The sequence below is a fragment of the Streptomyces sp. NPDC032126 genome (genome assembly GCF_055580085.1).
Window position 1 is genome coordinate 523,290 of the sequence record NZ_JBVIMA010000003.1, and the last position, 23,632, is coordinate 546,921.

The 23,632-nt window shown below is 72.1% G+C and carries 22 protein-coding genes; 11 read left to right on the plus strand and 11 right to left on the minus strand.

Annotated features, from left to right (window positions below):
• Nucleotides 1–36: 36 nt before the first annotated feature.
• The 5 genes from ACZ5NW_RS15340 to ACZ5NW_RS15360 all read left to right on the plus strand — a co-directional run bounded on the left by ACZ5NW_RS15340 (nt 37) and on the right by ACZ5NW_RS15360 (nt 5,310).
• The gene (locus ACZ5NW_RS15340) at nt 37–1,413 is read left to right on the plus strand and encodes a sensor histidine kinase (RefSeq protein WP_468744295.1); all 1,377 of its coding nucleotides are present in this window, start codon (nt 37–39) and stop codon (nt 1,411–1,413) included.
• Complete coding sequence (locus ACZ5NW_RS15345) at nt 1,410–2,075, plus strand: response regulator (protein ID WP_468744296.1); 666 nt, start codon at nt 1,410–1,412, stop codon at nt 2,073–2,075. Before ACZ5NW_RS15340 ends, ACZ5NW_RS15345 begins: the two co-directional genes overlap by 4 nt.
• A gap of 102 nt (nt 2,076–2,177) precedes the next feature.
• Nucleotides 2,178–3,110, plus strand: a complete 933-nt coding sequence (locus tag ACZ5NW_RS15350) for an NAD-dependent epimerase/dehydratase family protein (RefSeq protein WP_468744297.1) — start codon at nt 2,178–2,180, stop codon at nt 3,108–3,110.
• Complete coding sequence (locus ACZ5NW_RS15355; RefSeq protein WP_468744298.1) at nt 3,107–4,030, plus strand: RNA polymerase sigma-70 factor; 924 nt, start codon at nt 3,107–3,109, stop codon at nt 4,028–4,030. The genes ACZ5NW_RS15350 and ACZ5NW_RS15355 overlap by 4 nt, the downstream gene beginning before the upstream one ends.
• A gap of 74 nt (nt 4,031–4,104) precedes the next feature.
• Nucleotides 4,105–5,310 (plus strand): cytochrome P450, encoded by a 1,206-nt coding sequence (locus ACZ5NW_RS15360; RefSeq protein WP_468744299.1) that lies wholly within the window; start codon nt 4,105–4,107, stop codon nt 5,308–5,310.
• Nucleotide 5,311: 1 nt separating this feature from the next.
• On the opposite strand, the gene ACZ5NW_RS15365 is transcribed toward ACZ5NW_RS15360, so the two are convergent.
• Entirely contained in the window at nt 5,312–6,883 is a 1,572-nt protein-coding gene (locus ACZ5NW_RS15365) for an ABC transporter permease (protein ID WP_468744300.1), read from the minus strand.
• Nucleotides 6,880–7,776, minus strand: coding sequence for an ABC transporter ATP-binding protein (locus ACZ5NW_RS15370; protein WP_468744301.1), 897 nt, complete (start codon nt 7,774–7,776; stop codon nt 6,880–6,882). Before ACZ5NW_RS15370 ends, ACZ5NW_RS15365 begins: the two co-directional genes overlap by 4 nt.
• 73 nt (nt 7,777–7,849) lie before the next feature.
• Here ACZ5NW_RS15370 and ACZ5NW_RS15375 point away from each other — a divergent pair, with 73 nt between their 5' ends.
• Nucleotides 7,850–8,341, plus strand: coding sequence for a GbsR/MarR family transcriptional regulator (locus ACZ5NW_RS15375; RefSeq protein ID WP_468744302.1), 492 nt, complete (start codon nt 7,850–7,852; stop codon nt 8,339–8,341).
• Here the strand turns inward: ACZ5NW_RS15375 and ACZ5NW_RS15380 are convergent.
• Nucleotides 8,338–9,846 (minus strand): APC family permease, encoded by a 1,509-nt coding sequence (locus tag ACZ5NW_RS15380; protein WP_468744303.1) that lies wholly within the window; start codon nt 9,844–9,846, stop codon nt 8,338–8,340. The two genes, ACZ5NW_RS15375 and ACZ5NW_RS15380, sit on opposite strands and share 4 nt — an antisense overlap.
• A 169-nt stretch (nt 9,847–10,015) precedes the next feature.
• Here ACZ5NW_RS15380 and ACZ5NW_RS15385 point away from each other — a divergent pair, with 169 nt between their 5' ends.
• The gene (locus ACZ5NW_RS15385) at nt 10,016–11,386 is read left to right on the plus strand and encodes an ethanolamine ammonia-lyase subunit EutB (RefSeq protein WP_468744304.1); all 1,371 of its coding nucleotides are present in this window, start codon (nt 10,016–10,018) and stop codon (nt 11,384–11,386) included.
• Nucleotides 11,383–12,141: an ethanolamine ammonia-lyase subunit EutC gene (eutC, locus tag ACZ5NW_RS15390; protein WP_468744305.1), complete on the plus strand. Its 759-nt coding sequence runs from the start codon at nt 11,383–11,385 to the stop codon at nt 12,139–12,141. The genes ACZ5NW_RS15385 and eutC overlap by 4 nt, the downstream gene beginning before the upstream one ends.
• Nucleotides 12,142–12,237: 96 nt before the next feature.
• On the opposite strand, the gene ACZ5NW_RS15395 is transcribed toward eutC, so the two are convergent.
• Nucleotides 12,238–13,095 (minus strand): diacylglycerol kinase family protein, encoded by an 858-nt coding sequence (locus tag ACZ5NW_RS15395; protein ID WP_468744306.1) that lies wholly within the window; start codon nt 13,093–13,095, stop codon nt 12,238–12,240.
• Between the two features lie 197 nt (nt 13,096–13,292).
• Between ACZ5NW_RS15395 and ACZ5NW_RS15400 the strand changes: the two genes are divergently transcribed.
• Nucleotides 13,293–14,576 (plus strand): adenylosuccinate synthase, encoded by a 1,284-nt coding sequence (locus ACZ5NW_RS15400; RefSeq protein ID WP_468744307.1) that lies wholly within the window; start codon nt 13,293–13,295, stop codon nt 14,574–14,576.
• 78 nt (nt 14,577–14,654) lie between these two features.
• Here ACZ5NW_RS15400 and ACZ5NW_RS15405 read toward each other — a convergent pair whose 3' ends face one another.
• The gene (locus ACZ5NW_RS15405; RefSeq protein WP_468744308.1) at nt 14,655–15,680 is read right to left on the minus strand and encodes an ABC transporter permease; all 1,026 of its coding nucleotides are present in this window, start codon (nt 15,678–15,680) and stop codon (nt 14,655–14,657) included.
• A gap of 52 nt (nt 15,681–15,732) precedes the next feature.
• Here ACZ5NW_RS15405 and ACZ5NW_RS15410 point away from each other — a divergent pair, with 52 nt between their 5' ends.
• Together ACZ5NW_RS15410 and ACZ5NW_RS15415 are read left to right on the plus strand one after the other, a co-directional pair.
• Nucleotides 15,733–16,146: a helix-turn-helix transcriptional regulator gene (locus tag ACZ5NW_RS15410; RefSeq protein ID WP_468744309.1), complete on the plus strand. Its 414-nt coding sequence runs from the start codon at nt 15,733–15,735 to the stop codon at nt 16,144–16,146.
• A gap of 156 nt (nt 16,147–16,302) precedes the next feature.
• Complete coding sequence (locus ACZ5NW_RS15415) at nt 16,303–16,593, plus strand: hypothetical protein (protein ID WP_468744310.1); 291 nt, start codon at nt 16,303–16,305, stop codon at nt 16,591–16,593.
• 9 nt (nt 16,594–16,602) lie between these two features.
• On the opposite strand, the gene ACZ5NW_RS15420 is transcribed toward ACZ5NW_RS15415, so the two are convergent.
• The 6 genes from ACZ5NW_RS15420 to ACZ5NW_RS15445 all read right to left on the minus strand — a co-directional run bounded on the left by ACZ5NW_RS15420 (nt 16,603) and on the right by ACZ5NW_RS15445 (nt 23,379).
• Nucleotides 16,603–17,253 (minus strand): hypothetical protein, encoded by a 651-nt coding sequence (locus ACZ5NW_RS15420; RefSeq protein WP_468744311.1) that lies wholly within the window; start codon nt 17,251–17,253, stop codon nt 16,603–16,605.
• Between the two features lie 31 nt (nt 17,254–17,284).
• Nucleotides 17,285–19,651, minus strand: coding sequence for a glycosyltransferase (locus tag ACZ5NW_RS15425; RefSeq protein ID WP_468744312.1), 2,367 nt, complete (start codon nt 19,649–19,651; stop codon nt 17,285–17,287).
• Nucleotides 19,648–20,355 carry a GntR family transcriptional regulator gene (locus ACZ5NW_RS15430; protein WP_468744313.1) on the minus strand — a complete coding sequence of 236 codons (708 nt, stop codon included), beginning with the start codon at nt 20,353–20,355 and terminating at the stop codon, nt 19,648–19,650. The genes ACZ5NW_RS15425 and ACZ5NW_RS15430 overlap by 4 nt, the downstream gene beginning before the upstream one ends.
• A 121-nt stretch (nt 20,356–20,476) precedes the next feature.
• A complete protein-coding gene (locus tag ACZ5NW_RS15435) occupies nt 20,477–21,832 on the minus strand; it encodes an aminotransferase class III-fold pyridoxal phosphate-dependent enzyme (RefSeq protein WP_468744314.1) in 1,356 nt (451 codons plus the stop codon).
• 639 nt (nt 21,833–22,471) lie between these two features.
• Entirely contained in the window at nt 22,472–22,924 is a 453-nt protein-coding gene (locus tag ACZ5NW_RS15440; protein WP_468744315.1) for a DUF2690 domain-containing protein, read from the minus strand.
• 53 nt (nt 22,925–22,977) lie between these two features.
• Nucleotides 22,978–23,379 carry a peptidoglycan-binding domain-containing protein gene (locus ACZ5NW_RS15445; protein ID WP_468744316.1) on the minus strand — a complete coding sequence of 134 codons (402 nt, stop codon included), beginning with the start codon at nt 23,377–23,379 and terminating at the stop codon, nt 22,978–22,980.
• Between the last annotated feature and the right edge of the window lie 253 nt (nt 23,380–23,632).

Consider the following 23,632-nt stretch of genomic DNA (forward strand, 5'->3'; position numbering starts at 1 on the left):
ACGACCCCGGCCCGGCCCGCGCCTACCGTTTCGGGTGTGACCGAGACGACCCAGAACCAGACGGGACAGCCGGGGGCGAGGCCCCCCGAGGGCCCGCATGCCGCGTACCGGCCGCGCAGCCCGGAGTTCCGGGCGGCGATGGACGCACTGCGCGGCCTGCGGCAGGACCTGCTGCACGACCGCGCGTTCGCCTACCGCCCGCTGCCGCCCATGAGCGTGGACGGCCCGCTCACCCGCCGGCTCCCCGGCCGCCTGCGGGAGTACGCGGCCTGGACACCCCACGCCGTGGTGACGGCGCTCGGCGTGCTGTCGCTGCTGATCGCGTGGCAGGGCGGCACGGCCGGATCGCCGGCCCTGGGCTGCGGCCTGCTGGCGCTCGCGCCGGTGCTGCTGACCCTGGTCCGCCCGGCGGCCGCGTTCTGGGCGTCGCTGCTGTCGACCACCGCGGTGGCCCTGCTCGGCACCAGCTGGAGCGACTGGCCGTGGCTGCCCGGCAGCTTCGCCTCCCACCTGGTGGTCCTGACGGTGGTGGCGATCCGCACCCGGCCGCGCACGGCGGCCTGGATGTGGCTGATCACGGCGGCCTACGGCCTCGTCGCCGAGGCGTTCTTCGGCGCCGGCCACTGGTCCACCAACACCTCGCCCATGCTGATCCTCTCCGCGCTGATCCTGCTCGTCGTCACCGTGCGGAACATCCGCCGGGAGGCGGCGGAGGAGGTGACCGCGCAGCAGACGGTGACCGAGCACGAGCGCTCCCGCCGCACCCTGCTGGAGGAGCGCACCACGATCGCCCGCGAGCTGCACGACGTGGTGGCCCACCACATGTCGGTGGTCGCCATCCAGGCGGAGGCCGCGCCCTACCGGGTGGAGAACCCGCCGCCGGAGCTGGAGCAGGCGTTCGCCACGATCCGCGAGAACGCCGTCGCGGCCCTCACCGAATTGCGCCGGGTGCTGGGCGTGGTCCGCGCCGAGGACTACGAGGCGCCGGACGCCCCGCAGCCCACCCTCGCCGATCTGGACGCCCTCCTGGCGAACGTGCGGGAGGCCGGCCTGGAGACGGAGAAGACGGTCACGGGAGCGGTGCGGGAGCTGCCGCCGGGCGTGGAGCTGTCGGCGTACCGGATGGTCCAGGAGGCTCTGAGCAACACCCTGCGCCACGCGCCGGGCGCACGCGCCGGGGTGGAGATCGCCTACGTCCTGGGCGGCCTGGGGCTCCGGATCGTCAACAGCGCCCCGCCGCGGCCGTCCCTCGGGAAACCGTCACCGGGAGCGGGCCATGGCCTCACGGGCATGCGGGAGCGGGTGTCCATGCTGAACGGCGAGATGACGGCCGGCCCGACGGACGAGGGTGGTTACGAGGTGACGGTGTTCCTGCCGGTGCCGATGCCGGCCACGGGTGAGGACGGCACATGACGATCCGCGTGCTGATCGCCGACGACCAGATGATGGTCCGCGAGGGCTTCTCGGTCCTGCTGAACGCGATGCCGGACATCGAGGTGGTCGGCGAGGCGGTGAACGGCCGGGACGCGGTGGACAAGGTCCGCGACCTGGCCCCGGACGTCGTCCTGATGGACATCCGCATGCCGGAGATGAACGGCATCGAGGCGACCAGGGAGATCGTCGCGGCGGACGGTTCGGCCAAGGTCCTGGTCCTGACGACGTTCGACCTCGACGAGTACGTGTACCAGGCCCTGCGGGCGGGCGCCTCGGGCTTCCTGCTGAAGGACGCCTCGGCGCGCCGGCTCGCGGACGGCGTACGGGTGGTGGCGGCGGGCGAGGCCCTGCTGGCCCCGTCGGTCACCAAACGCCTGATCACGGAGTTCGCCAAGCTGACGGAGCCGCCGCGCCTCGTGCGCACACCCCAGGCTCCGTACGGCGACCTGACGGAACGCGAGACCGAGGTGCTGATCCTGATAGCCCAGGGCCTGTCGAACCTGGAGATGGCCGAGCACCTCGTCGTGGCCGAGTCGACGATCAAGACCCATGTGAGCCGCATCCTGGTGAAACTGGGCCTGCGCGACCGCACCCAGGCGGCCGTCTTCGCCTACGAGGCCCGGCTGGTGACACCGGGGTAGCGGCATGCGCCGGACCGGCCATGTCACAGATCCGCGGGCTGACACGTCTCAGGGTCGAGAGACGGTGACAGAGACACCCCGATGGGTCGGAAGGTGAGGGTCATGCGCGTGTTCGTGGCGGGCGGGACGGGAGTACTGGGACGTCGGCTGGTGCCGCAGCTGGTCGCACGGGGGCATGAGGTGACCGCTACGACGACCAGCGCGACCAAGCTGGGCCTGGCCGAGCGGCTGGGTGCCGAGGGCGTGGTGATGGACGGGCTGGACGCGGCGTCCGTCGGCGAGGCGGTGGCCGCGGCCCGCCCGGACGTGATCGTGCACCAGATGACGGCGATCTCCCTGACGCACGCCGGCAAGCCCGATCTGAGGCATCCTGACCGCTGGTTCGCCCTGACGAACCGGCTGCGCACCGAGGGGACGGACCATCTGCTGGCCGCCGCCGAGGCGACCGGCGTCCCCCATGTCGTCGCCCAGGGCTACGCCAGCTGGAACGGCATCCGCGAAGGCGGCTGGGTGAAGACCGAGGACGACCCGCTGGACCCGCTGCGGGGGATGGCGGCGGAGCCGCTGGCGGACGCGATGCGGCACGTCGAGGAGGCGGTCGTCGGGGCCGGCGGCGCGCTGCTGCGCTACGGCGCGTTCTACGGGCCGGGGGCCATCGACGACCAGGTCGAGCTGATCCGCAAGCGGCAGTTCCCGCTGGTCGGGGACGGCGGCGGGTACAGCTCGTGGATCCACCTCGACGACGCGGCGAGCGCCACCGTCCTCGCGGTGGAGCAGAAGGCGCGGGGCGTGTTCAACATCGTCGACGACGAGCCGGCCCCGTCGCGCGAGTGGCTGCCGTATCTCGCCGAGTGCGCGGGCGCCAAGCGGCCGATGCGGGTGCCGAAGTGGCTGGCCCGGCTGCTGGCGGGGGACCAGGCGGTGGTGATGATGACCGAGGGCCGCGGCTTCTCCAACGCCAAGGCCAAGCGCGAACTGGGCTGGGAGCTGCGCTATCCCTCGTGGCGCCAGGGCATCAAGGAGGAGCTGGCGTGACGCGGACCGAGGAGTTCGAGGAGCTGCGGCCGCTGCTGTTCTCGATCGCCTATCGCATCCTCGGCAGTGTCAGCGAGGCCGAGGACGCGGTCCAGGAGACCTGGCTGCGCTACGAGGCGACCCCGACCCGGCCGAACTCACCGAAGGCGTTCCTGTCGGCCGTGATCACCCGGATCTCCATCGACGTCCTGCGCTCGGCCCGGGTGCGGCGCGAGGAGTACGTCGGCACATGGTTCCCGGAGCCGCTGCTCGCCGACCCCTACCAGGACCCGGAGCGCTCGGCGGAGCTGGCCGACTCGCTGTCGATGGCGGCGCTGCTGCTGCTGGAGCGGCTGACCCCGCTGGAGCGCGCGGTGTTCGTGCTGCGGGAGGTGTTCGGCTTCGGCTTCCCGGAGATCGCCTCGGCCGTGGACCGCTCGGAGGCGGCGTGCCGTCAGCTCGCGGTGCGGGCGCGCCGGCACATGGACGCGGGCCGGCCCCGCTTCGAGGCGGACCGCAAGGAGCGCGCGGAACTCGCCGACCGCTTCTTCGACGCCTTCCGGGAAGGGGACGTCGAGGCGCTGCGGGAGCTGCTCGCCGCCGACGTCCACATGGTCGGCGACAGCGGCGGCAAGGCGCCGAGCTGGGGCAAGGGCGTCGCCGGCAGCGACAACGTGCTGCGCGTGCTCACCACGTTCCTGCCGATGCTGGCCCACGTCGGCGTCACGATGGAGCCGCACGAGCTCAACGGCCAGCCGGGCGCGCTCTTCCGCGACCGGGAGGGCAGGATCCTCAACACCTGGACGCTGGACATCCTCGACGGTCACGTCCAGGCGATCCGCACGGTCCTGAACCCCGACAAGCTGGCCCATGTGGGCCCCGTGGCGGACGCCTGGGCGGTCTTCCACGAGGCACAGCGGGCCCTCCGGGAAGGCACCTGACAGCAGCCGAGGGGCGCCAGGAAACCGGGCGGCGCCCCTGGTCAGACCGCCTGTCCCCGGGCTAGCGTCCGTCCATGACAGCCTTCGATCCCTGGGACCCGGCCTTCCTCGCCGACCCGTACCCCGCCTACGCCGAGCTGCGCGCCCAGGGCCGGGCGGTCTATTACGAACCCACGAACCAGTGGCTCGTCCCGCACCACGCCGACGTGTCGGCGCTGCTGCGCGAGCGGCGGCTCGGGCGGACGTACCAGCACCGGTTCACGCACGAGGACTTCGGGCGGACGGCCCCGCCCGCCGAGCACGAACCGTTCCACACGCTCAACGACCACGGCATGCTCGACCTGGAACCCCCGGACCACACCCGGATCCGGCGCCTCGTGTCGAAGGCGTTCACCCCCCGGACCGTGGAGCGGCTCCAGCCCTATGTGCGGCAGCTCGCCGGCGAACTGGTGGCCGGCCTCGTCGACGCCGGCGGGGGCGATCTGCTCACCGACGTCGCCGAGCCGCTGCCCGTCGCCGTGATCGCCGAGATGCTCGGCATCCCCGAGGCGGACCGGCCCCTGCTGCGGCCCTGGTCGGCGGACATCTGCGGGATGTACGAGCTGAACCCGTCCGAGGAGGCGGCGGCGAAGGCGGTCCGCGCCTCCGTCGAGTTCTCGGAGTACCTGCGGGAGCTGATCGCCGAGCGGCGCGCGGAGCCCGGCGAGGACCTGATCTCCGGGCTCATCGCGGCGTACGACGAGGGGGAGCGGCTGACCGAGCAGGAGATGATCTCCACGGTCGTGCTGCTGCTCAACGCGGGGCACGAGGCGACCGTCAACGCCACGGTGAATGGCTGGTACGCCCTGTTCCGCCATCCCGAGCAGCTGGCCCTGCTGCGCGCCGATCACTCCCTGATCCCGTCCGCGATCGAGGAGTTGATGCGGTACGACACCCCGCTCCAGCTCTTCGAACGCTGGGTGCTGGACGAGATCGAGATCGACGGGACGGTGATTCCGCGCGGCGCGGAGATCGCCATGCTCTTCGGTTCCGCCAACCACGACCCCGAGGTCTTCAAGGATCCCGAGCGGCTCGACCTCGCCCGTAAGGACAATCCGCACATCTCCTTCAGCGCGGGGATCCACTACTGCATCGGGGCGCCGCTGGCCCGTATGGAGCTGGCCGCGTCGATGAGCGCGTTGCTCACGCGGGCGCCGTCACTCGAGCTGGGCGCCGCACCCGAGCGGAAGCCGAACTTCGTCATTCGGGGGCTTGAGGGATTGCGGGTCGCGGTGGGCTGACTCAACCGGCCGTGACATCCCGCCTGCGCAGCCCCGCCAGCCCCGCCGCCGTCAGCGCTCCCGCCAAGCCCAGCAGGGCCAGCACCGGCGTCCACCGCATCTCTCCCCCCGGCAGCTTCGGCAGGTGGCCGAACGGGGAGAGGTCCAGGACGAGTCGCGGGGCGTCCAGGGCCGGTCCCACCCAGCCGATCAGGAGGGCCGCGCCCGCCACGGCCCAGGCCGTCGGGGCCAGGCGGGGGGTGAGGCCGTACAGGAGGACCGCGAGGCCGCCGATCGTCCAGATCGCCGGGAGCTGCACCAGGCAGGCGGCGAGGAGGGGGCCGGTCCGCTGGCCGTAGCCCGCCGCGAAGCCCAGCGCCGCCAGGAGCATGATCAGGGCGGCGCCCGCGTAGGCGATCACCAGGTGGCCGGCCGCCCAGGTCAGGCGGCCGACGGGGTGGGCCAGCAGCGGTTCCGCTCGGCCCGAGGTCTCCTCGCCGTGCAGCCGCAGGACCGACGCGACGATGTACAGCGCGGCGACGAGGCCGAGCATGCCGGTCATCGAGGCGAGGAACGCGTCCGTGATGCCGCTCCGGCCGCCCATCCGCTCGACGATCTCCCGGGCGCCCTCGTTGTCGCCGACCAGGTCCGCCACGCCGTCCGCCAGACCGCCGTAGACCACCCCGGCCAGGAAGAAGCCGATGCTCCAGCCGAGCACGGCGCCCCGCTGGAGCCGCCAGGCCAGGGCGCCGGCGGAGCCCAGCCGGCCGGTGGCCGGGCCGGGGAGGGTGGGCAGGAAGCCCAGGCCCACGTCACGGCGGGCCGTCAGGACGTACGCGCCCGCGCCCTGGAGGGCGATCGCCGCCGCGAACAGCCCCAGCACCCACCACCGGGTGTCCGCGTACGGTCGTAGATTCGACAGCCAGCCCAGCGGGGACAGCCAGGTCAGGACCGACGAGCCGTCGTTCGACGCCGCGTCGCCCGCCGCCCGCAGGGCGAAGGCCGCGCCCAGGACCGCCGCCGTCAGGCCCCGTGCCAGCCGCGCGCTCTGCGTGAGCTGCGCGACGATCGCGGCCATGGTGGCGAAGAGCATGCCCACGGCCGCGAGGCCCAGACCGAACGCCAGCGCCCCGGCGGCGCCTTGACCGGCCAGGCCGGCCGTCACCAGCAGCGCGAGGACGCCGCCCGCCACGCCCGCCGCGAGCAGCGCGGCCGTGAGGGAGGCCCGCCGGCCCACCGCGCCGGAGGCGATCAGTTCCTGCCGCCCGCTCTCCTCCTCGTCGCGGGTGTGGCGTACGACGACGAGGAGGCTGGTGACGGCGGCGAGGGCGCCCGCGTACACGCCGACGCGCCAGACGGTCAGGGCGCCGAGGGAGTCGTCGAAGACCGGGCCGATCAGCGCGCGGAAGGAGGAGTTGGTGGCGACCTGGTGCAGCAGGTCGGCGCGCTCGGCCTCGGTGCCGTACAGGCCCTTCAGGGTGTTCGGCATGGAGAGGACCATGAGGGCGTTCACCGCCACCCACACCGGGATCAGCACCCGGTCGCGGCGGAGGTTGAAGCGCAGCAGCACGCCCGTGCCGGCGAGGGAGGTCATCGCGCCGCCTCCTCGTCCTGGTAGTGGCGCAGGAACAGCTCCTCCAGCGTCGGCGGGGTCGACGTCAGGGACCGTACGCCCGCGTCGGTCAACGACCGCAGGACGGCGTCGAGTCGGTCGGTGTCGACCTGGAGGCGGACGCGGCGGCCCTGGACGTCGAGGTCGTGGACGCCGGGCAGCCGGGCCAAGCCGTTGGCCGGACCGGCCAGTTCGGCCGAGACGCTGGTCCGGGTCAGATGGCGCAGGTCGGCGAGCGAGCCGGTCTCGACGGTGCGGCCGCGCCGGACGATGCTCACCCGGTCGCACAACTCCTCGACCTCGCTGAGGATGTGGGAGGAGAGCAGGATCGTCCGGCCGCGCTCGCGCTCCTCGGTCACACAGCGCTGGAAGACCTCCTCCATCAGGGGGTCGAGGCCCGAGGTCGGCTCGTCCAGGATCAGCAGGTCCACGTCCGAGGCGAACGCGGCGACCAGGGCGACCTTCTGGCGGTTGCCCTTCGAGTAGGCGCGGCCCTTCTTGGTGGGGTCCAGCTCGAAGCGGTCGATGAGTTCGGCGCGCCGGGCCGGGTCGAGGCCGCCGCGCAGACGGCCGTACAGGTCGATGACCTCGCCGCCGGAGAGGTTGCGCCACAGGGTGACGTCGCCGGGGACGTAGGCGATCCGTCGGTGCACCTCGACGGCGTCCGCCCACGGGTCGCGGCCGAGGACCTGGGCGGCGCCGGAGTCGGCGCGCAGCAGGCCGAGCAGGACGCGGATGGTGGTGGACTTGCCGGCGCCGTTGGGGCCGAGGAAGCCGTGCACCTCGCCGGTCTCGACCGTGAGGTCCAGCCCGTCGAGCGCTTGCGTCCTGCCGAAGGCCTTGTGGAGGCCGGAGACGCTGATTGCCTTCGTCATGCTTCAGAACGTACGGTTCTTTCAGAAATTTGTGAAGTTAAGGAACACCGTGAACGCCGGTTAGGGTGAGGGGATGACTGACGTGGCAGGTCGGGACCCCGAAGCGGTGTCCAGATTCGTGGAGCGGTTCGCGGCGCAGCTCGTCGAGGCGGGGATGGCGCGCATGCCGGCCCGGGTCTTCGCCGCGCTGCTCGCCTCCGACAGCGGCGCCCTCACCTCCGCCGAGCTGGGCGAACAGCTCCAGGTCAGCCCGGCCGGGGTCTCGGGCGCCGTGCGCTATCTGTCCCAGGTGCACATGCTGTCGCGGGAGCGGGAGCCCGGCTCCCGCCGCGAGCGGTACCGGGTCCACAGCGACCAGTGGTACCAGGCCGTCACCAACCGCGAGGCGGTCATCAAGCGCTGGGAGGACGCCCTGCGCGAAGGTGTGGCCAGCCTGGGGGCCGGGACTCCGGCCGGCCGCAGACTGGCCGAGACGCTCGCCTTCTTCGAGTTCATCGAGAAGGACCTCGCCGAGATGATGGAACGCTGGCAGGTCCGCCGCGCTGAGCTCTTCGGAGACAGTTAGCGTTCCTTGGTCTCCTCCAGGACCGTCCGGCCGAGGAGTTGGTAGCGGGCCGGGTCCCGGCGCTTGAGGTACTGCGCGTAGCCGATGCCCGTGCCCGCGACCAGCGCCACCAGCCACGGGGTCGCCTTCAGCACCAGCGAGCCGGACTCCGTACCGGCCGCCGCGCCCATGTTGGTCACCAGCAGCGCCACCACCCCGAGCATCGCGACGCCGCCGAGCAGCGGGGCGGTGAGGGTCTTGAACCAGTGCCGGCTCTCGGGATGGTTGCGACGGAAGTAGACCAGTACCGCGAAGGAGCACACCGCCTGTACGACCAGGATCGCCATGGTGCCGAGGATCGCGAGCAGGACGTACGTGCCGGTGTACGGGTCCTTCCCGGCGGCCGCGAAGGCCAGCAGGAGCAGCGCGGTCACGATCGTCTGGACCAGGCCCGCGATGTGCGGGGAGCCGTGCCGGGCGTGGGTGCGGCCGACGGTGTTCTTCAGGGAGGGCAGGACGCCCTCGCGGCCCAGCGCGTACATGTAGCGGGCGGCGCAGTTGTGGAAGGCCATGCCGCAGGCGAGCGAACCGGTGATCATCAGCCACTGCATGACGACGACCGCCCAGTGGCCCACGTACTGCTCGGTGGGGTTGAAGAAGAGGTCCAGCGGGCTGCCGGTGGCGACCTTCACCGCGTCGGACTGGCCGGTGCCGGTGATGGCCATCCAGGAGACGAAGACGTAGAAGACGCCGACGCCGAGGACCGAGATCATCGTCGCCTTGGGGATGATCCTCTTCGGGTTGCGGGACTCCTCGCCGTACATCGCCGTCGACTCGAAGCCGACCCAGGACCAGAAGGCGAAGAAGAGACCGAGGCCCGCGCTGGTCCCCTTGAAGGCGTTGACCGGGTTGACGGGGTCGATGCTGAAGCCGTCCGGGCCGCCGCCGTGGAAGGCGACCGAGATCGCCATCGCGGCGAGGATCGTGACCTCGGTGGCGAGCAGCACGACCAGCAGCTTCTCGGCGACCGAGACGCCGAACCAGGTGCCGGTGGCATTGATCGCCAGCATCAGGATCGCGAACGCCCACCAGGGGATGTCGGCGCCCGTCTGGTCCTTCAGCGTCTCCGTCGCGAAGGTCGAGAAGATGCCGATCAGGGCCGGTTCGAAGACGACGTACGCGAAGGTGGCGAGCAGTCCGGAGGCGAGGCCGACGGTGCGGCCGAGGCCGTAGGAGATGAAGCCGTAGAAGGCGCCGGTGGACGTGATGTGCTTCGCCATCGACGTGAAGCCGACGGAAAAGGTTGCCAGTACGACCATTGCGACGAGATAGCTCGCCGGGGCGCCGATGCCGTTGCCCGCCGACACCATGAAGGGCACGTTGCCCGTCATCGCGGTGATCGGCGCGGCGGTCGCGACGGCCATGAAGACCACGCCCAGCAGGCCCACGGCGTTGGGCTTGAGTCGGTGAACCGTGCCTGTCTCGTCCGTCTTCGCCGCTGGGGCGACTCCCTCGTCCACTGCCATCGGGTTGGCCCCTCTCCTGCTGACGCGCTGGTGTACCGGGCTGGACTCTGTCGGCCGAATGAGTCGGCCAAGAGTCTCGGGGCGTTAAATGTTTGTCAACCAGACCTTTAAAAGTCGGAGGTGCTCCGCGGAAATCCGCTCGCAACACACGGCTCGTACGGTCGCCGCCATGAGCGTCTACACCTCCACCCTCGGCGGCGAGCGCCACCGCTTCGCCTCCCTCGCCCGGCTGCTGGCCGCCGCGAGCCCGGAGCGGTCCGGCGACCGTCTCGCCGGGCTCGCCGCCGAGTCGGCACGTCAACGGGTCGCGGCGCGCTGGGCGTTGGCGGACGTGCCGCTGACCACCTTTCTGACCGAGCCGCTGATTCCGTACGAGAGCGACGACGTCACCCGGCTGATCCTGGACACGCATGACGCGGCGGCCTTCGCGCCGGTGGCGGGGATGACGGTGGGAGAGCTGCGGGAGTGGCTGCTGGCCGCCGACGGCGAGGCCCTGACCGCCGTGGCCGCCGGGCTGACCCCGGAGATGGTGGCGGCCGTCTCCAAACTGATGGGCAACGCCGACCTGGTGGCGGTCGCGCGCAAGGTGCGGGTCGTCACCGCCTTCCGCTCGACGATCGGCCTGCCCGGACGCCTCGCCACCCGTCTCCAGCCCAACCACCCCACCGACGACCCGGCCGGGGTCGCCGCCGCCCTGCTGGACGGGCTGCTGCTCGGCTCCGGCGACGCGGTCATCGGCATCAACCCGGCGACGGACAGCCCGAAGGCGGTACGGGACCTGCTCGACCTCCTCGACGGGGTCATCCAGCGGTACGGCATCCCCACCCAGTCCTGCGTCCTCTGCCACGTCACGACGAGCGTGGACCTGATGGAACGCGGCGCCCCCGTCGACCTGGTCTTCCAGTCCATCGCCGGCACCCAGGCCGCGAACGCCTCCTTCGGTGTGACGCTCGCCCTGCTCGACGAGGCGTACGAGGCGGCGCTCAAGCTGGAGCGCGGCACGGTCGGGCAGAACGTCATGTACTTCGAGACCGGGCAGGGCAGCGCCCTGTCGGCCGACGCGCACCACGGGGTGGACCAGCAGACGGTGGAGGCACGGGCCTACGCGGTGGCGCGACGCTATGACCCGCTGCTGGTGAACACGGTGGTGGGCTTCATCGGCCCGGAGTACCTGTACGACGGCCGCCAGATCCTCCGGGCGGCCCTGGAGGACCACTTCTGCGGCAAGCTGCTCGGCCTGCCCATGGGCCTGGACATCTGCTACACCAACCACGCCGACGCCGATGACGACGACATCGCGACCATGCTCACCATGCTCGGCGTCGCGGGCGCGTCCTTCGTGATCTGCACGCCGGGCGGCGACGACATCATGCTCAACTACCAATCCGCCTCCTACCACGACGCGTTGTACCTCCGTGAGGTCCTCGGGCTGCGCCCGGCACCGGAGTTCGAGGCGTGGCTCGCCTCGGCCGGTCTGCTGGACGAGCACGGCGGCATCCGCGAGGTCGGCGCCCACCCCTTGACGGAGATCGCGGCATGACGCAACTGATAGTCAGTGAAGGGGAGTTGTGGGCGACCCTGCGCCTCCGCACCCAGGCCCGCATCGGCCTCGGCCGGGCCGGTTCGGGCCTGCCCACCCGGCACCGGCTGGAACTCCAGGCCGCGCACGCCGCCGCCCGGGACGCGGTGCACTCGCCGTTCGAACCGGACCGGGTCGCGGCGGGGCTGCCGGGCATGCCGACGATACGGGTGCGCAGCGCGGCCGGTGACCGGCTGACGTATCTCCAACGTCCCGACCTGGGGCGGCGGTTGGACGCCGCCGACCGGGCGCATCTGCCGGTGGGGGAGTGGGACGCGGTGTTCGTCGTCGCGGACGGGCTGTCCAGCCGGGCGGTGCACGAGCACGCGGCGACGGTGGTGACGGAGACGGCGACGCGACTGCCGGGCTGGCGCATCGCCCCGGTCGTGCTGGCCGAGCAGGCGCGGGTGGCACTGGGGGACGCGGTGGCGGCCGCCATGGGCGCGGCGATGGTCGTCGTCCTGATCGGCGAACGGCCGGGCATGTCGGCCGCGGACTCGCTGGGCGCGTATCTGACGTACGACCCGAAGCCGGGGCTGACGACCGACGCCGACCGCAACTGCCTGTCCAACATCAGACCCCCGCTGGGGCTGTCGTACGCGGGCGCGGCGGGGAAGCTGGCGGGGCTGATGGAGAGGGCACGGGAGGGGGGAGTCACGGGGGTCGGCCTGAAGGACGAAAGCGATCACGCCTCGGTGACCGAGCGGCTACCGTGACTAGACACCGTCGGCTTCCAGGCCCGGAGAAGGACGCCGACGGCCGGCCCGTGGCCTGACCTCCTGGCGAGGCATCCCGCGCCGCAGCAGACCGCCCTACCGCACCGGCAGCGTCAGCCCCAGTGCCGACTCCCAGACCGTCCAGGTTCGGCGGCGTACGGGGCCCAGGACGCCCGCGTCCGCCCGGTAGCGGAAGTCCGGGCCCGAGACCGTCACCCGGTGGCCCGTCGCCCGCAGGGGGGTCGCCTCCGCGCCCACCGACGACGGGCGGATCTCCACGGCGGCGAGGCCGGCCGTGGGGGACGGGGCCACCGACACCGTGTCCACGGGCTGGTCCAGATCGATCAGCGTCGTGCCGTCGAGCTCGATGCGCAGATGGGCCGGACCGGCGGGCGGAAGCGGCGCGTCCGGGGCGCCGCGCGAGGGGACCAGGGTGCGGACCAGGGACCGGCAGGTGCGCACCCAGGGGCGGGTGCCGTCCAGCGGCGACGCGCCCGACTGCGGCACCTCCCGCAGCGGCACCGCCGGGATGCGCAGCGTCCCCAGCACCACCCCGTCGCTGTCGTCCACCAGCACGTCCAGCCGGCTCTCCACCCCGTCCAGCACCGCCCGCGCCGCCGCCACCGCGCCCGTCGGGATGCCCAGCGAACCGGCCAGCGACAGCATGCCCCCGACCGGCACCATCGACAGCACGCATTCGGCCAGCTCCCGCCGGCGGTGCAGCAGGGACACCGCGCGCACCAGGGCCCGGTCGTCGCCCACCACCACAGGGCGGCGCGAGCCCCTGCGGGACAGCGCGCGGGCGAACTCCTCACCGTCCTCCGGCAGGCACACCTTGGTCGCCGCACCCGCGCTGAGCACGTCTTTCGCGATCCGAACCGACTCCCCGTCCAGCTGCCGGGCAACCGGATCGATGACCACCAGCAGCTGATCGGACGTCGCGAAAGTCGCCACCTCGGTCCTGCCTCGCTTCCTCGGGTAGCATCTTTGTGCAAGAGCCCCTTGCGCTATTGCGCCAGGGGCTTCGTCTATTCCGGGGCATCCGGTCCGACGGGTTGTGCGGCCAACGACGGTCGCGATGGTCGCGGCGGTGAACCTTACGCCTGCGCCCCTGACCTTGGACATGCCCCGCCCGGAAGGGGTGTACGCGCGTGCCCGCACTTGTGCTGCTCGGTGCTCAGTGGGGTGACGAAGGCAAGGGAAAGGCGACCGACCTGCTCGGCGGGTCAGTCGACTATGTGGTGCGCTACCAGGGCGGCAACAACGCCGGCCATACGGTGGTCGTGGGCGATCAGAAGTACGCCCTGCACCTGCTCCCTTCCGGAATCCTGTCCCCGGGGTGCACCCCCGTCATCGGCAACGGTGTCGTCGTCGACCCCTCGGTCCTGCTCTCCGAGCTGAGCGGTCTGAACGAGCGCGGCGTCGACACGTCCAAGCTCCTGATCAGCGCGAACGCTCACATCATCACGCCGTACAACGTGACCGTCGACAAGGTGACCGAGCGCTTCCTCGGCAAGCGCAAGATCGGCACGACCGGCCGCGGCATCGGCCCGACCTACGCCGACAAGATCAACCGCGTCGGCATCCGCGTCCAGGACCTCTACGACGAGTCGATCCTCACCCAGAAGGTCGAAGCGGCCCTCGACGCCAAGAACCAGATCCTCACCAAGCTCTACAACCGGCGCGCGATCGCCGTCGACCAGGTCGTCGAGGAGCTGCTGGGCTACGCCGCGCAGATCGAGCCGTATGTCGCCGACACGGTCCTGGTCCTGAACCAGGCCCTGGAGAACGACAAGGTCGTCCTGTTCGAGGGCGGCCAGGGCACGCTGCTCGACATCGACCACGGCACGTACCCCTTCGTCACCTCGTCGAACCCGACCGCGGGCGGCGCCTGCACCGGCACCGGCGTGGGCCCGACGAAGATCAGCCGGGTCATCGGCATCCTCAAGGCGTACACGACCCGTGTCGGCGCGGGCCCCTTCCCCACCGAGCTCTTCGACGAGGACGGCGAGGCGCTGCGCCGCATCGGTGGCGAGCGGGGCGTGACCACCGGCCGTGACCGCCGCTGCGGCTGGTTCGACGCCGTGATCGCCCGCTACGCGACCCGCGTGAACGGCCTGACGGACTTCTTCCTCACCAAGCTCGACGTCCTCACCGGCTGGGAGCAGATCCCGGTCTGCGTGGCCTACGAGATCGACGGCAAGCGCGTCGAGGAGCTTCCGTACTCGCAGTCCGACTTCCACCACGCGAAGCCGGTCTACGAGACCCTGCCGGGCTGGTCGGAGGACATCACGAAGGCCAAGACCTTCGCGGACCTCCCCAAGAACGCCCAGAACTACGTCAAGGCGCTGGAGGAGATGTCCGGCGCCCCGATCTCCGCGATCGGCGTGGGCCCGGGCCGCGACGAGACGATCGAGATCAACTCGTTCCTGTAGGCCACGGCTAGGCCACGGCTAGGCCACGGCTTCAGGAAGAGAGGGGCGTCCCCGTGCGGGGCGCCCCTCTCGGCCGTCTCATTCCGACCTCAGCGCCCTCGCCGTGTCCGTCCTGGCCGCCCAGCCCGCCGGGAGCAGCGCGCCCGTCACCGCGATCGTCACGCCGCCCAGGGCGAGGAGCACCAGGGCGAGCGGGCCGTAGACGTCGATGTCGGCGGCGGGGAGGTGCATGCCCACCGCGTCGCCCATCAGCCGCGTGACCCGGTGGTGCAGGGCCACTCCCGCCGGGATGCCGGCGACGGAGGCGACCAGGCCCAGGCCGGCGACCGACGTGAGGACCATGGCGACGGTCTGCCGGGGTGTCATGCCGAGCGCCTTGAAGACGCCGAGGTCGTGGACGCGGTCCCGGGTGTCGAGGACGACCGCGTTGAGCACACCCAGCCCCGCGACGGCGACGAGCAGCGCGGTGAGCAGGCCGATCAGCGCGTCCATGGCGGCGATCACGCTGGAGGAGTTGTCGCCGTTCGGGTGGGCGTAGGCGCCCAGCGCGTCGAGGGCCGTGTTGAGCGAGGTCGCGTACGCCGACGGGGACGTCCCCGGGCCGGGCTGCGCGTGGAACCGGGACGGCTCGGCGGCGATGCCCAGGGCGGTGAGGGTGGAGGCCGGGGTCAGCAGGGTCATGCCGTCGCTCTCGGTGAAGAAGACTTCGCCGACGATCCGTACGGAGGTGCGGCGGCCCTTGTCGGCCAGGGTGACCGTGTCGCCGACCTCGATGCCTGCGGCGTCCAGGAAGCGGTCCGTGACGACCGCCTGCCCGGGGCCGGTGAGCCAGTGGCCCGACACCAGCTGGGGCGCGGCCCAGGACGCGTCGCCCTCGTACGCGACGACGGTGGTCCGGCCGGTGACGCCGTACGCGGTGACCTGTGCCTCGGCGGTGCCGTAGAAGCGGCGGGTGCCGGGGTTCGCCCGCAGGGCGGCGGTGACCTGGGCCGGATCGGCGGGCGGCCGGTCGGTCCGACCGGGGACATGGACGACCTGGGCGCCTGCGGGCCCGCCCGGACCGCGGCCGGTCTCCACGACGACGGGCGCGGTGGCGTCGAGCATGCACCCGTGCCGCCGGGCAGTTCATGGCCGGGCTGGTCCGGGACAGCGCGCCGTGCGCACCCGACGACGACCTCCTGCCCCGCATCCGCTCCTACGTCCTCGACCACCTCGGCGACCCCGGCTGACCCCCGACCGCGTCGCCGCCGCGCACCACATCTCCACCCGCTATCTGCACCGCCTCTTCAAGCGGCAGGAACTCACCGTCTCCGCCTGGATCAAGGCCCAGCGGCTGGAGCGCTGCCGCAGCGACCTCGGTGACCCCCGCCTGCGCCATCTGCCCGTCCGCTCCATCGCCGCCCGCTGGGGCTTCACCCAGGCCGCCGAGTTCAGCCGGGCCTTCCGCGCGGCGTACGGGATCACGCCGACCGGCTTTCGCGTGAGCACCGTCTGGGTGCGCTCACCCACAAGGAACAGTGCGCCCCACGCCAACGACACGCACCCCCTCGCCCAGCAGACTCATGGCTGAAAACGAACAGCTCAACGCGGGCGGCTTCTGACGCAGGCCGGTGCCCCGGCGGCCCCCGGGGCACCTCCGCTCAGGCCGCGAGACCGCACATACCGGGCATATCCTGAAGCGGTACAGCCGTACCCCGCGCGCTTCGGCCAGAAGAAGGTGAGTGCGATGCGCGTACTGCTCAAGGCGAACCTGGACACCGAGAAGTCGAACGAGGCCATCCGCAACGGCACCCTGGGCAAACTGATCCAGGAGTCGGTCGAGCAGGTCAAGCCCGAGGCGGCCTACTTCACCGCCGACGACGGCTGCCGCACCGCCTTCCTGGTCTTCGACCTGGAGGACGTCTCCCAGATGCCGGCGATCAGCGAGCCGTTCTTCCTCAACCTGGGCGCCAAGATCTCCTATACGCCGATCATGAACCTTGAGGACGTGCAGAAGGGCCTGTCCGCCCTGAGGTGACCCGGACCCTCAGCTGAACACGATCATCGAGCCCTGCGCCAGACTCCGCGTCGCCGCCGCGTGCAGGCCGAGCCAGACGTGCCGCTCACGGGCGAAGGGGCTGGGATCGTACGGGGCCGGGACGGCCGGCTCCTCCAACTCCGTGGGAGCGGCGGGCGGTTGCGGCGCGGCGGGCGGGTTCGCCGGGTCGATGCCGATCGACTGCGCCACGAACTCCAGCTCCCGCAGCAGCGACTGGGACGACCCCAACGGGCCGCCCCCGGCGAGCAGTTCCTCGTTCGACAGCGGCGCGGCGAAGTCCACCGGCACATAGGCGCCCGCGTGGTCGTAGTGCCACACGAGGTGCGACTGCTGAGCGGTCGCCTCGAACATCTCCAGGAGCTGCTCGTAGTCCCCGCCGAGCTCGTCCACCGGCGTCACCGGCAGCCCGCACACCTGGAGCAGATAGGCGCGGCGCAGGAAGTGCAGGGCGTCGTAGTCGAAGCCGGCCACCGGGGCGACCTCGCCGGACAGGCCGGGCATGTACTGGTACACCGGTACCGGCGGGAGCCCGCTCTCGGCGAGCACCTTGTTGTACTGCGCGAGTTCCTCGGCGAACGGGTTGTCCGGGGTGTGGCACAACACGTCGACGAGCGGTACCAGCCACAGGTCGCAGGCCAAAGAGAGCTCCTCACTCAGTGCAGGGGCACGGTCAGTGCAGCGTAGTCGGTGCGACAGGGCTCGGCGCCCCCTCGTGCAGGTCCCATACCCACACCCCGCCCACCCGTCTCCCGGCCCGGCCCACCAGCTTGTCCACGGCGTCCCGCAGCCGCCCGTCGCGGGGCTGCGGCGCCAGCACGAGCGCCCCGGCCCGCCAGTACGCGAAGTCCTGCCGCGCCCGGGCCCGCCCGGCGTCGTCGATCACGGGCAGCATCCCGAAATCCCGCACATCGGCCAGCACGCTCGCGGTGTAGCGCAGGGGCACGCCGTAGACCCCGGTGCGGTCGCCGTCACCGTAGGGCCCGTTGAAGTAGCCCCCGGGCATACGGAAACCCAGCCCGGCCACGACCTGCCAGTGCAGCGCCTCGGCGTGGACCGGGTCGGGCAACGGCACCGGGACGAGCGTCTCACCGGGCCGGACGTACGACCGCCAGGCCCCGGAGGTGAAGAAGGCGGGCACCTCGGCGCGGGGCTCGGATCTCAGCGGCGCGGGAACGAGGGGGATCAGGGCCAGGCCGGCGACGAGCAGCAGGAAGGGGGCGCGGGGGACCGCGCGTCCGGCCGGCGGCCCTTCGCACAGGCCCAGTGCCACGATCATGCCCAGCACAGGCGCGCAGATCATCGCGACCCGTCCCACGATGACCGACTCCAGCAGCGGCAGATCTCCCACCAGAGCCCAGGGACCCGGCGCCCCAAGTGACAGCACCGCGGCCACGACCCCCGTCACGGCCAGCGCCCGCACCACCACCCGCGCCCGCCACAGCACCACCACGATCACCGCGGACAGCGTGAGCAGCGGCCACCCGTAGAACCCGTTCCGCTCGGTCGGATTCATCGCCAGCCCGCTGTCGACGAACGCCCGCACACTGTTCGCCGCCTCCGGACCGTGCCGGATGCCGTCGTAGCTCTGGGGTCCCTGGAACTGCCACACCAGCGGATACACGACGAGCGGCAGACAGACGGACGCGGCGACGGTGAGCCCCCGCAGCAGCGGACGCCAGGCCCGCCGGGCCGTCCCGGGATCGACGACGGCGTAGGCGGCGGCGAAGACGAACAGCCCCATGGCCGTCAGCAGCAGCGCCTCCTCGCCCAGCAGGATCTGGTACGCCGCCATCGCGCCGAGGATCACCGCGTCCCGGCCGACCCGCCGGCCCTCGCACAGCCGCAGGGCGCGTTCGACGATCGGCGGGATCATGAAGAGGACCGTGAAGTTGGGGTGCGCGTTGGCGTGGCTGACCATCGGCGGGGCGAACGCCGCGACGAGGGCGCCGGTCCCGGCGGCGCCCGGACGGCCCGGGGTGAGGCGCCGCAGGATCAGCCGGTACCAGGCGTGCGCGGTCGCGGCGAGCCCGAACGTCATCACCAGGCTGAGCGTGATGGCCGGCCCGAGGAGCAGGGTGAGCGGTGTCAGCGGGACGGACAGGCCGGGCATGACCGTGTTGGCCATGAGATTGACGCCGTCGGGGTAGCCCTGGAGGTCGGTGAGGAACGGGTTGCGCAGGTGGGCGATGTGGTCGGCGGTCACCGCGAAGAACCACTCCCACTGGTTCTGGTCCTGGAGGGAGTCGGTCAGATAGCGGTGGTCCGGGTCGAAGAAGCGGCCGGAGTAGAGGGCGACGGACAGGGCGAGCGCGAGGGCGAGGAAGAGGACGTCGGCGCGCCGGATGCCGAGCCGGGCCAGATCGCGCAGGACCCGGAGGTAGTCCAACGGCCGTACCTTCGAGCCGGGTTGATGCGACCAGCGCACCGGCACCTCGGTCACCGGCCAGCCCGCGCGGCGGAAGTGCCGCAGGACCTCCACGTCGATCGCCCAGCCGTCGGTCCGGGAGGCGGCGAAGGCGGCGCGGGCCTTGTCGCCGTCGAGCAGCTTGAAGCCGCACTGGGTGTCGCGGACGCCGGGTACGACCGCCGTGGCGCGTATCAGCAGGTTGCCCGCCGCGCCGATGAGTTCGCGGGCGCGGTGCTGGCGGCGGCCGAGTTCGGCGCCCGGCACGGCGCGGGAGCCGATGGCCGCCTCATGACCGTCCGTCAGGGCCTTGTCGAGCTTCTCCAACTCCTCGATGGGGGAGGCGAGATCGGCGTCGGTGAGCAGGACGAGACGGCCGGTGCTGGCGGCCACCCCCAGGCGCAGGGCGTGCCCCTTGCCGCGATGCCGGCCGTCCGTGACGAGACGGACGCCGGGGCGGCCGGCGACGAGGTCGCGGGTGGCGTCGGTGGAGCCGTCGTCGGCGACGACGACCTCCCAGCCGCCCCAGCGGGCCCCGGTGGCGCGGAGGTAGGAGGTGATGGCGTCGAGCGTGGAGCCGAGGCGGTGCTCTTCGTTGAAGGCGGGGACGACGACCGAGAGGTCGACGCTCATTCCGCCGCCAGCCGCTCGATCAGCGCGACGGCGTGCTCGTTGTACGCGGCGAGGATCGCACGGGCCCTGGGGATGTCGCGGGCATACAGGGCGTCGACCAGCTCGGTGTGGCCGGACCACAGGAGGCCGCGCAGATCGGTGAGCCGGCGCAGATGCTGCACCGCGCACACCCAGGACTGCACCCGCAGCCGGTGCAGGAAGTCGACGAGGTAGGCGTTGCCGAACAGGGCGCTCAGCTCGCGCCAGAAACGCAGGTCGTAGCCGATGAGGACGTTCAGGTCGCCGGCGGAGGCGGCGCGCTCGGCCTCCTCGCCGCGCCGCCGCACGCCCGCGACCGCGACCGCGGCCGCGACGCGCGGGTCGCCGAGGTCGCCGTAGCCCTGGCGGCCGTCCTCCAGGGCGAGGAACATGCCCTCGGTGACCAGGGTGCGGGCCTGGATCATGCCCCGGTAGTCGGCGACGGAGTACTCGTGCACCCGGAAGCCCCGGTGCTGGTCGGCCTCCAGCAGGCCCTGCGCGGACAGGTCGACGAGCGCCTCGCGGACCGGGGTCGCGGAGACGCCGTACTGGTCGGCTATCTCCTTGACGGTGAACTCCTGCCCCGGCTGGAGCCGTCCCGCCAGTACCTCGTCGCGGAGCGCGTCGGCGATCTGCTGCCGCAGGGTGCTACGGGTGACGGCGCCGTTGCCGCTGCTGCGGGGCATGGTCGGGGCGTCTCCCTCGTCGACGGGGCCGGGATACGGCCGGTGGCGTGCTCGTACACCTATCTACGAGCACGTCACCTTACGCGTTCGATTCGGGAGAGGCCCTACCTGTTCGGGCTCCTTACGCGGTGTGCTCGTCCGCCACCGTGAGCGCCGCGTCCAGGGCCGCCAAGCCCTCCTTCAGCTCGGACTCGGAGACGTTGCAGGGCGGGACGACATGGGTGCGGTTCATGTTCACGAAGGGCCAGATGCCGTTCTTCTTGGCGGCCGCCGCGAAGGCCGCCATCGGGGCGTTGGCCTCGCCCGCCGCGTTGTACGGCACGAGCGGCTCGCGGGTCTCCCGGTCGCGGACCAGCTCGATCGCCCAGAACATGCCGGTGCCGCGCACCTCGCCGACGCTCGGGTGCCGCTCGGCCAGCTCGCGCAGGGCCGGACCGAGGACCTTCGCGCCGAGGTTCTTCGCGTTCTCCACGACGCCCTCCTCCGCCATCACGCCGATCGTCGCGACGGCGGCGGCGCAGGCCAGCGGATGCCCGGAGTACGTCAGACCGCCCGGGTACGGCCGCTTGGCGAAGGTCTCGGCGATCGCGCCGGAGATGGCGACACCGCCCAGCGGGACGTATCCGCTGTTCACGCCCTTGGCGAAGGTCATCAGGTCGGGCACGACGTCGAACAGGTCGGCCGCGAACCACTCGCCGGTCCGCCCGAACCCGGCCATGACCTCGTCGAGGATGAAGACGATCCCGTACTTGTCGCACAGCTCGCGCACCCCGGCGAGATAGCCGGGCGGCGGGATCATGATGCCGGCGGTGCCCGGAATGGTCTCCAGGATGATCGCGGCGATGGTCCCCGGCCCCTCGAAGGCGATCGTCGTCTCCAGGTGCTCAAGGGCGCGGGCGCACTCCTGCTCCTCGGTCTCGGCGTAGAAGCGGGTGCGGTAGAGGTAGGGCGCCCAGAAGTGCACGACCCCGTTGGAGGCGCTGTCGTTGGCCCAGCGGCGGGGGTCGCCGGTGATGTTCACGGCCTGCTGGGTGCCGCCGTGGTACGAGCGGTACGTCGACAGGACCTTCGGGCGGCCCGTGTGCAGCCGGGCCATGCGCACCGCGTGCTCGACGGCGTCCGCGCCGCCGTTGGTGAAGAAGATCTTGTCGAGGTCGCCGGGGGTGCGCTCGGCGATCAGCCGTGCCGCCTCGGACCGCGCCTCCACCGCGAAGGCGGGCGCGAAGGTCGTCATCTTCGCCGCCTGCTCCTGGATCGCGGCGACGACCTTGGGGTGCTGGTAGCCGATGTTGGTGTAGACGAGGCCGCTGGTGAAGTCGAGGTAGCGGTTGCCGTCGTAGTCCCAGAAGTACGACCCCTCCGCGCCGGCGACGGCGAGCGGGTCGATGAGCTCCTGCGCGGACCAGGAGTGGAAGACGTGCGCACGGTCCGCGGCCTTCACGGCCGCGCCGGCCTGGGGATCGGTCTGAGGGGTCATGCCGGTGAGGGTAAATGTCCGCGATGCGGAAGCGGTATCGGCATCGTGCACGCAGGCGGGGAGCGGGGCTCGACACTGTGTCACCGGACACGGCCCGATCCGGCCACGGGCGGATATGGCCACGGCCTGGTCCGACCACGGCCCGATCCGGCCCCCGCCGGATCCGGGCACAGCCCCGTCCGGGCACGGCCCGATCCGGCCCCCGCCGGATCCGGGCACGCCCCGATCCGGGCACGGCCCCATCTGGCCCCGCCCGATCCGGGCACAGCCCCGTCCGGGCACGGCCCCTTCCGGCCCCCGCCGGATCCGGGCACAGCCCCGTCCGGGCACGGCCCCTTCCGGCCCCCGCCGGATCCGGGCACAGCCCCGTCCGGGCACAGCCCCGTCCGGGCACGGCCCGATCTGGCCCCGTCCGATCCGGGCACGGCCCGATCTGGCCCCGCCCGATCCAGCCCCGCCCGATCCAGCCCCGCCCGATCCGGGCACGGCCCGATCCGGCCCGGCCCGATCCGGCCCGGCCCCATCCGGCCCCGGCCGTCTTCCGCCGTCTCCGCCGCCTTCCGTCACCGTCCGTTCCGGCCCGCGCGGCCCCCGTGGCCGCGCGGGCCGGCGTACGTGTGCCGGTGGATCCGTGGGGGATCAGTAGCGGCCGGTCTCGACCTCGTCCGAGCGGTAGCCGTTGGAGAGCGAGGCGCCGCCGCGCGCGTACGACTGGACGCCCGCGTCGTTCAGCATGCGCGTGTAGCAGCTGTACTGGCCCAGGGAGGGGCTCCACGACAGGCTGTCGCAGACGTCCCACTCCCAGTCCGACGTGCGGGTGATGGACGCGTCGCCGTAGGGGCCCGAGGACTGCACGCGGGCCCAGACGGTCCGGCAGCTCGTGCTGTAACGCAGCTCGATCGTGCCGACGCGCGTGCTGCCGACGTAGATCGCGTTCGACTTGGCGGTGATGGCGCTGCTGGAGCAGCCGGAGGAGATCGGGTCCGCGTAGTCGTAGGCGGCGGCGCTCGCGCTGCCGGTCAGTCCGACGACCAGGGCGGCGGAGGCGGCACCGACGGTGAGGGCCTTGGCGGCGACGGCGGGGATTCTCATGGGGATGGTCACCTGTATCGGTTGGAGGGGTTGTGCGGGGAGGGGGGAGGAGGTCAGTCCGTCGTGCGGGAGACCAGGGCCTGCCAGGTCTGCGGGCCGACGACGCCGTCCGCCGACAGGCCGGCCGCGCTCTGGAAGCGGCGCACGTACTTGTCGGTCGTCGGGCCCCACTGGCCGTCGACGAAGCCGCCGTTGTGCCAGTCGGCCTCGTCGACGCCGATGATCGAGGCGACGTCGGACTGGATCTCCCTGACGCAGACGCCCGACGATCCGTAGGAGAAGTTCCGCGCCGGGATGGTCCAGACGCCGTTCGGCGAGGTCCGCGAGCCGACCGTGTTGATGCAGGAGGACAGGTAGCTGCCGGCCTGGGCGGGCGCGGCGGTGAGCAGGGTGCCGGCTGCGGCCGCCGCGAGGGCGAGCGCGGCGAGGGTGCGGGGCGTACGGGGACGGCGCATGACGGGTCTCCTCGGGTCGAACGGGTGAGCGGTGCGGGAGTCATCGTCACCTGGTGAGGGGCCGTCCCAGAGGGGGTGCGGCATCCCGGGAGGCGCCGGTGGAGGTGGCACCGGACGTCCCGTCACCATCCCTGGGACGTCCCGGGGTCGGTGAGGTCGGCATGCCGTACATGACATGGCATCAGAGACATAAGGAGATCGGCCTTCCGGCCGCTTAAAATGCGCCACGGCGACCGGGAGGACGCGTCGCACA

Bases quoted from the DNA above. Each gene is read 5' to 3' on its own strand.
- ACZ5NW_RS15445 (WP_468744316.1), bottom strand. From the start codon at position 23,379: ATGCGCCGTCCCCGTACGCCCCGCACCCTCGCCGCGCTCGCCCTCGCG.
- ACZ5NW_RS15370 (WP_468744301.1), bottom strand. From the start codon at position 7,776: ATGACGAAGGCAATCAGCGTCTCCGGCCTCCACAAGGCCTTCGGCAGG.
- ACZ5NW_RS15440 (WP_468744315.1), bottom strand. From the start codon at position 22,924: ATGAGAATCCCCGCCGTCGCCGCCAAGGCCCTCACCGTCGGTGCCGCC.
- ACZ5NW_RS15415 (WP_468744310.1), top strand. From the start codon at position 16,303: ATGCGCGTACTGCTCAAGGCGAACCTGGACACCGAGAAGTCGAACGAG.
- ACZ5NW_RS15405 (WP_468744308.1), bottom strand. From the start codon at position 15,680: ATGCTCGACGCCACCGCGCCCGTCGTCGTGGAGACCGGCCGCGGTCCG.
- eutC (WP_468744305.1), top strand. From the start codon at position 11,383: ATGACGCAACTGATAGTCAGTGAAGGGGAGTTGTGGGCGACCCTGCGC.
- ACZ5NW_RS15350 (WP_468744297.1), top strand. From the start codon at position 2,178: ATGCGCGTGTTCGTGGCGGGCGGGACGGGAGTACTGGGACGTCGGCTG.
- ACZ5NW_RS15365 (WP_468744300.1), bottom strand. From the start codon at position 6,883: ATGACCTCCCTCGCCGGCACGGGCGTGCTGCTGCGCTTCAACCTCCGC.
- ACZ5NW_RS15425 (WP_468744312.1), bottom strand. From the start codon at position 19,651: ATGAGCGTCGACCTCTCGGTCGTCGTCCCCGCCTTCAACGAAGAGCAC.
- ACZ5NW_RS15375 (WP_468744302.1), top strand. From the start codon at position 7,850: ATGACTGACGTGGCAGGTCGGGACCCCGAAGCGGTGTCCAGATTCGTG.
- ACZ5NW_RS15385 (WP_468744304.1), top strand. From the start codon at position 10,016: ATGAGCGTCTACACCTCCACCCTCGGCGGCGAGCGCCACCGCTTCGCC.
- ACZ5NW_RS15360 (WP_468744299.1), top strand. From the start codon at position 4,105: ATGACAGCCTTCGATCCCTGGGACCCGGCCTTCCTCGCCGACCCGTAC.
- ACZ5NW_RS15430 (WP_468744313.1), bottom strand. From the start codon at position 20,355: ATGCCCCGCAGCAGCGGCAACGGCGCCGTCACCCGTAGCACCCTGCGG.
- ACZ5NW_RS15345 (WP_468744296.1), top strand. From the start codon at position 1,410: ATGACGATCCGCGTGCTGATCGCCGACGACCAGATGATGGTCCGCGAG.
- ACZ5NW_RS15435 (WP_468744314.1), bottom strand. From the start codon at position 21,832: ATGACCCCTCAGACCGATCCCCAGGCCGGCGCGGCCGTGAAGGCCGCG.
- ACZ5NW_RS15380 (WP_468744303.1), bottom strand. From the start codon at position 9,846: ATGGCAGTGGACGAGGGAGTCGCCCCAGCGGCGAAGACGGACGAGACA.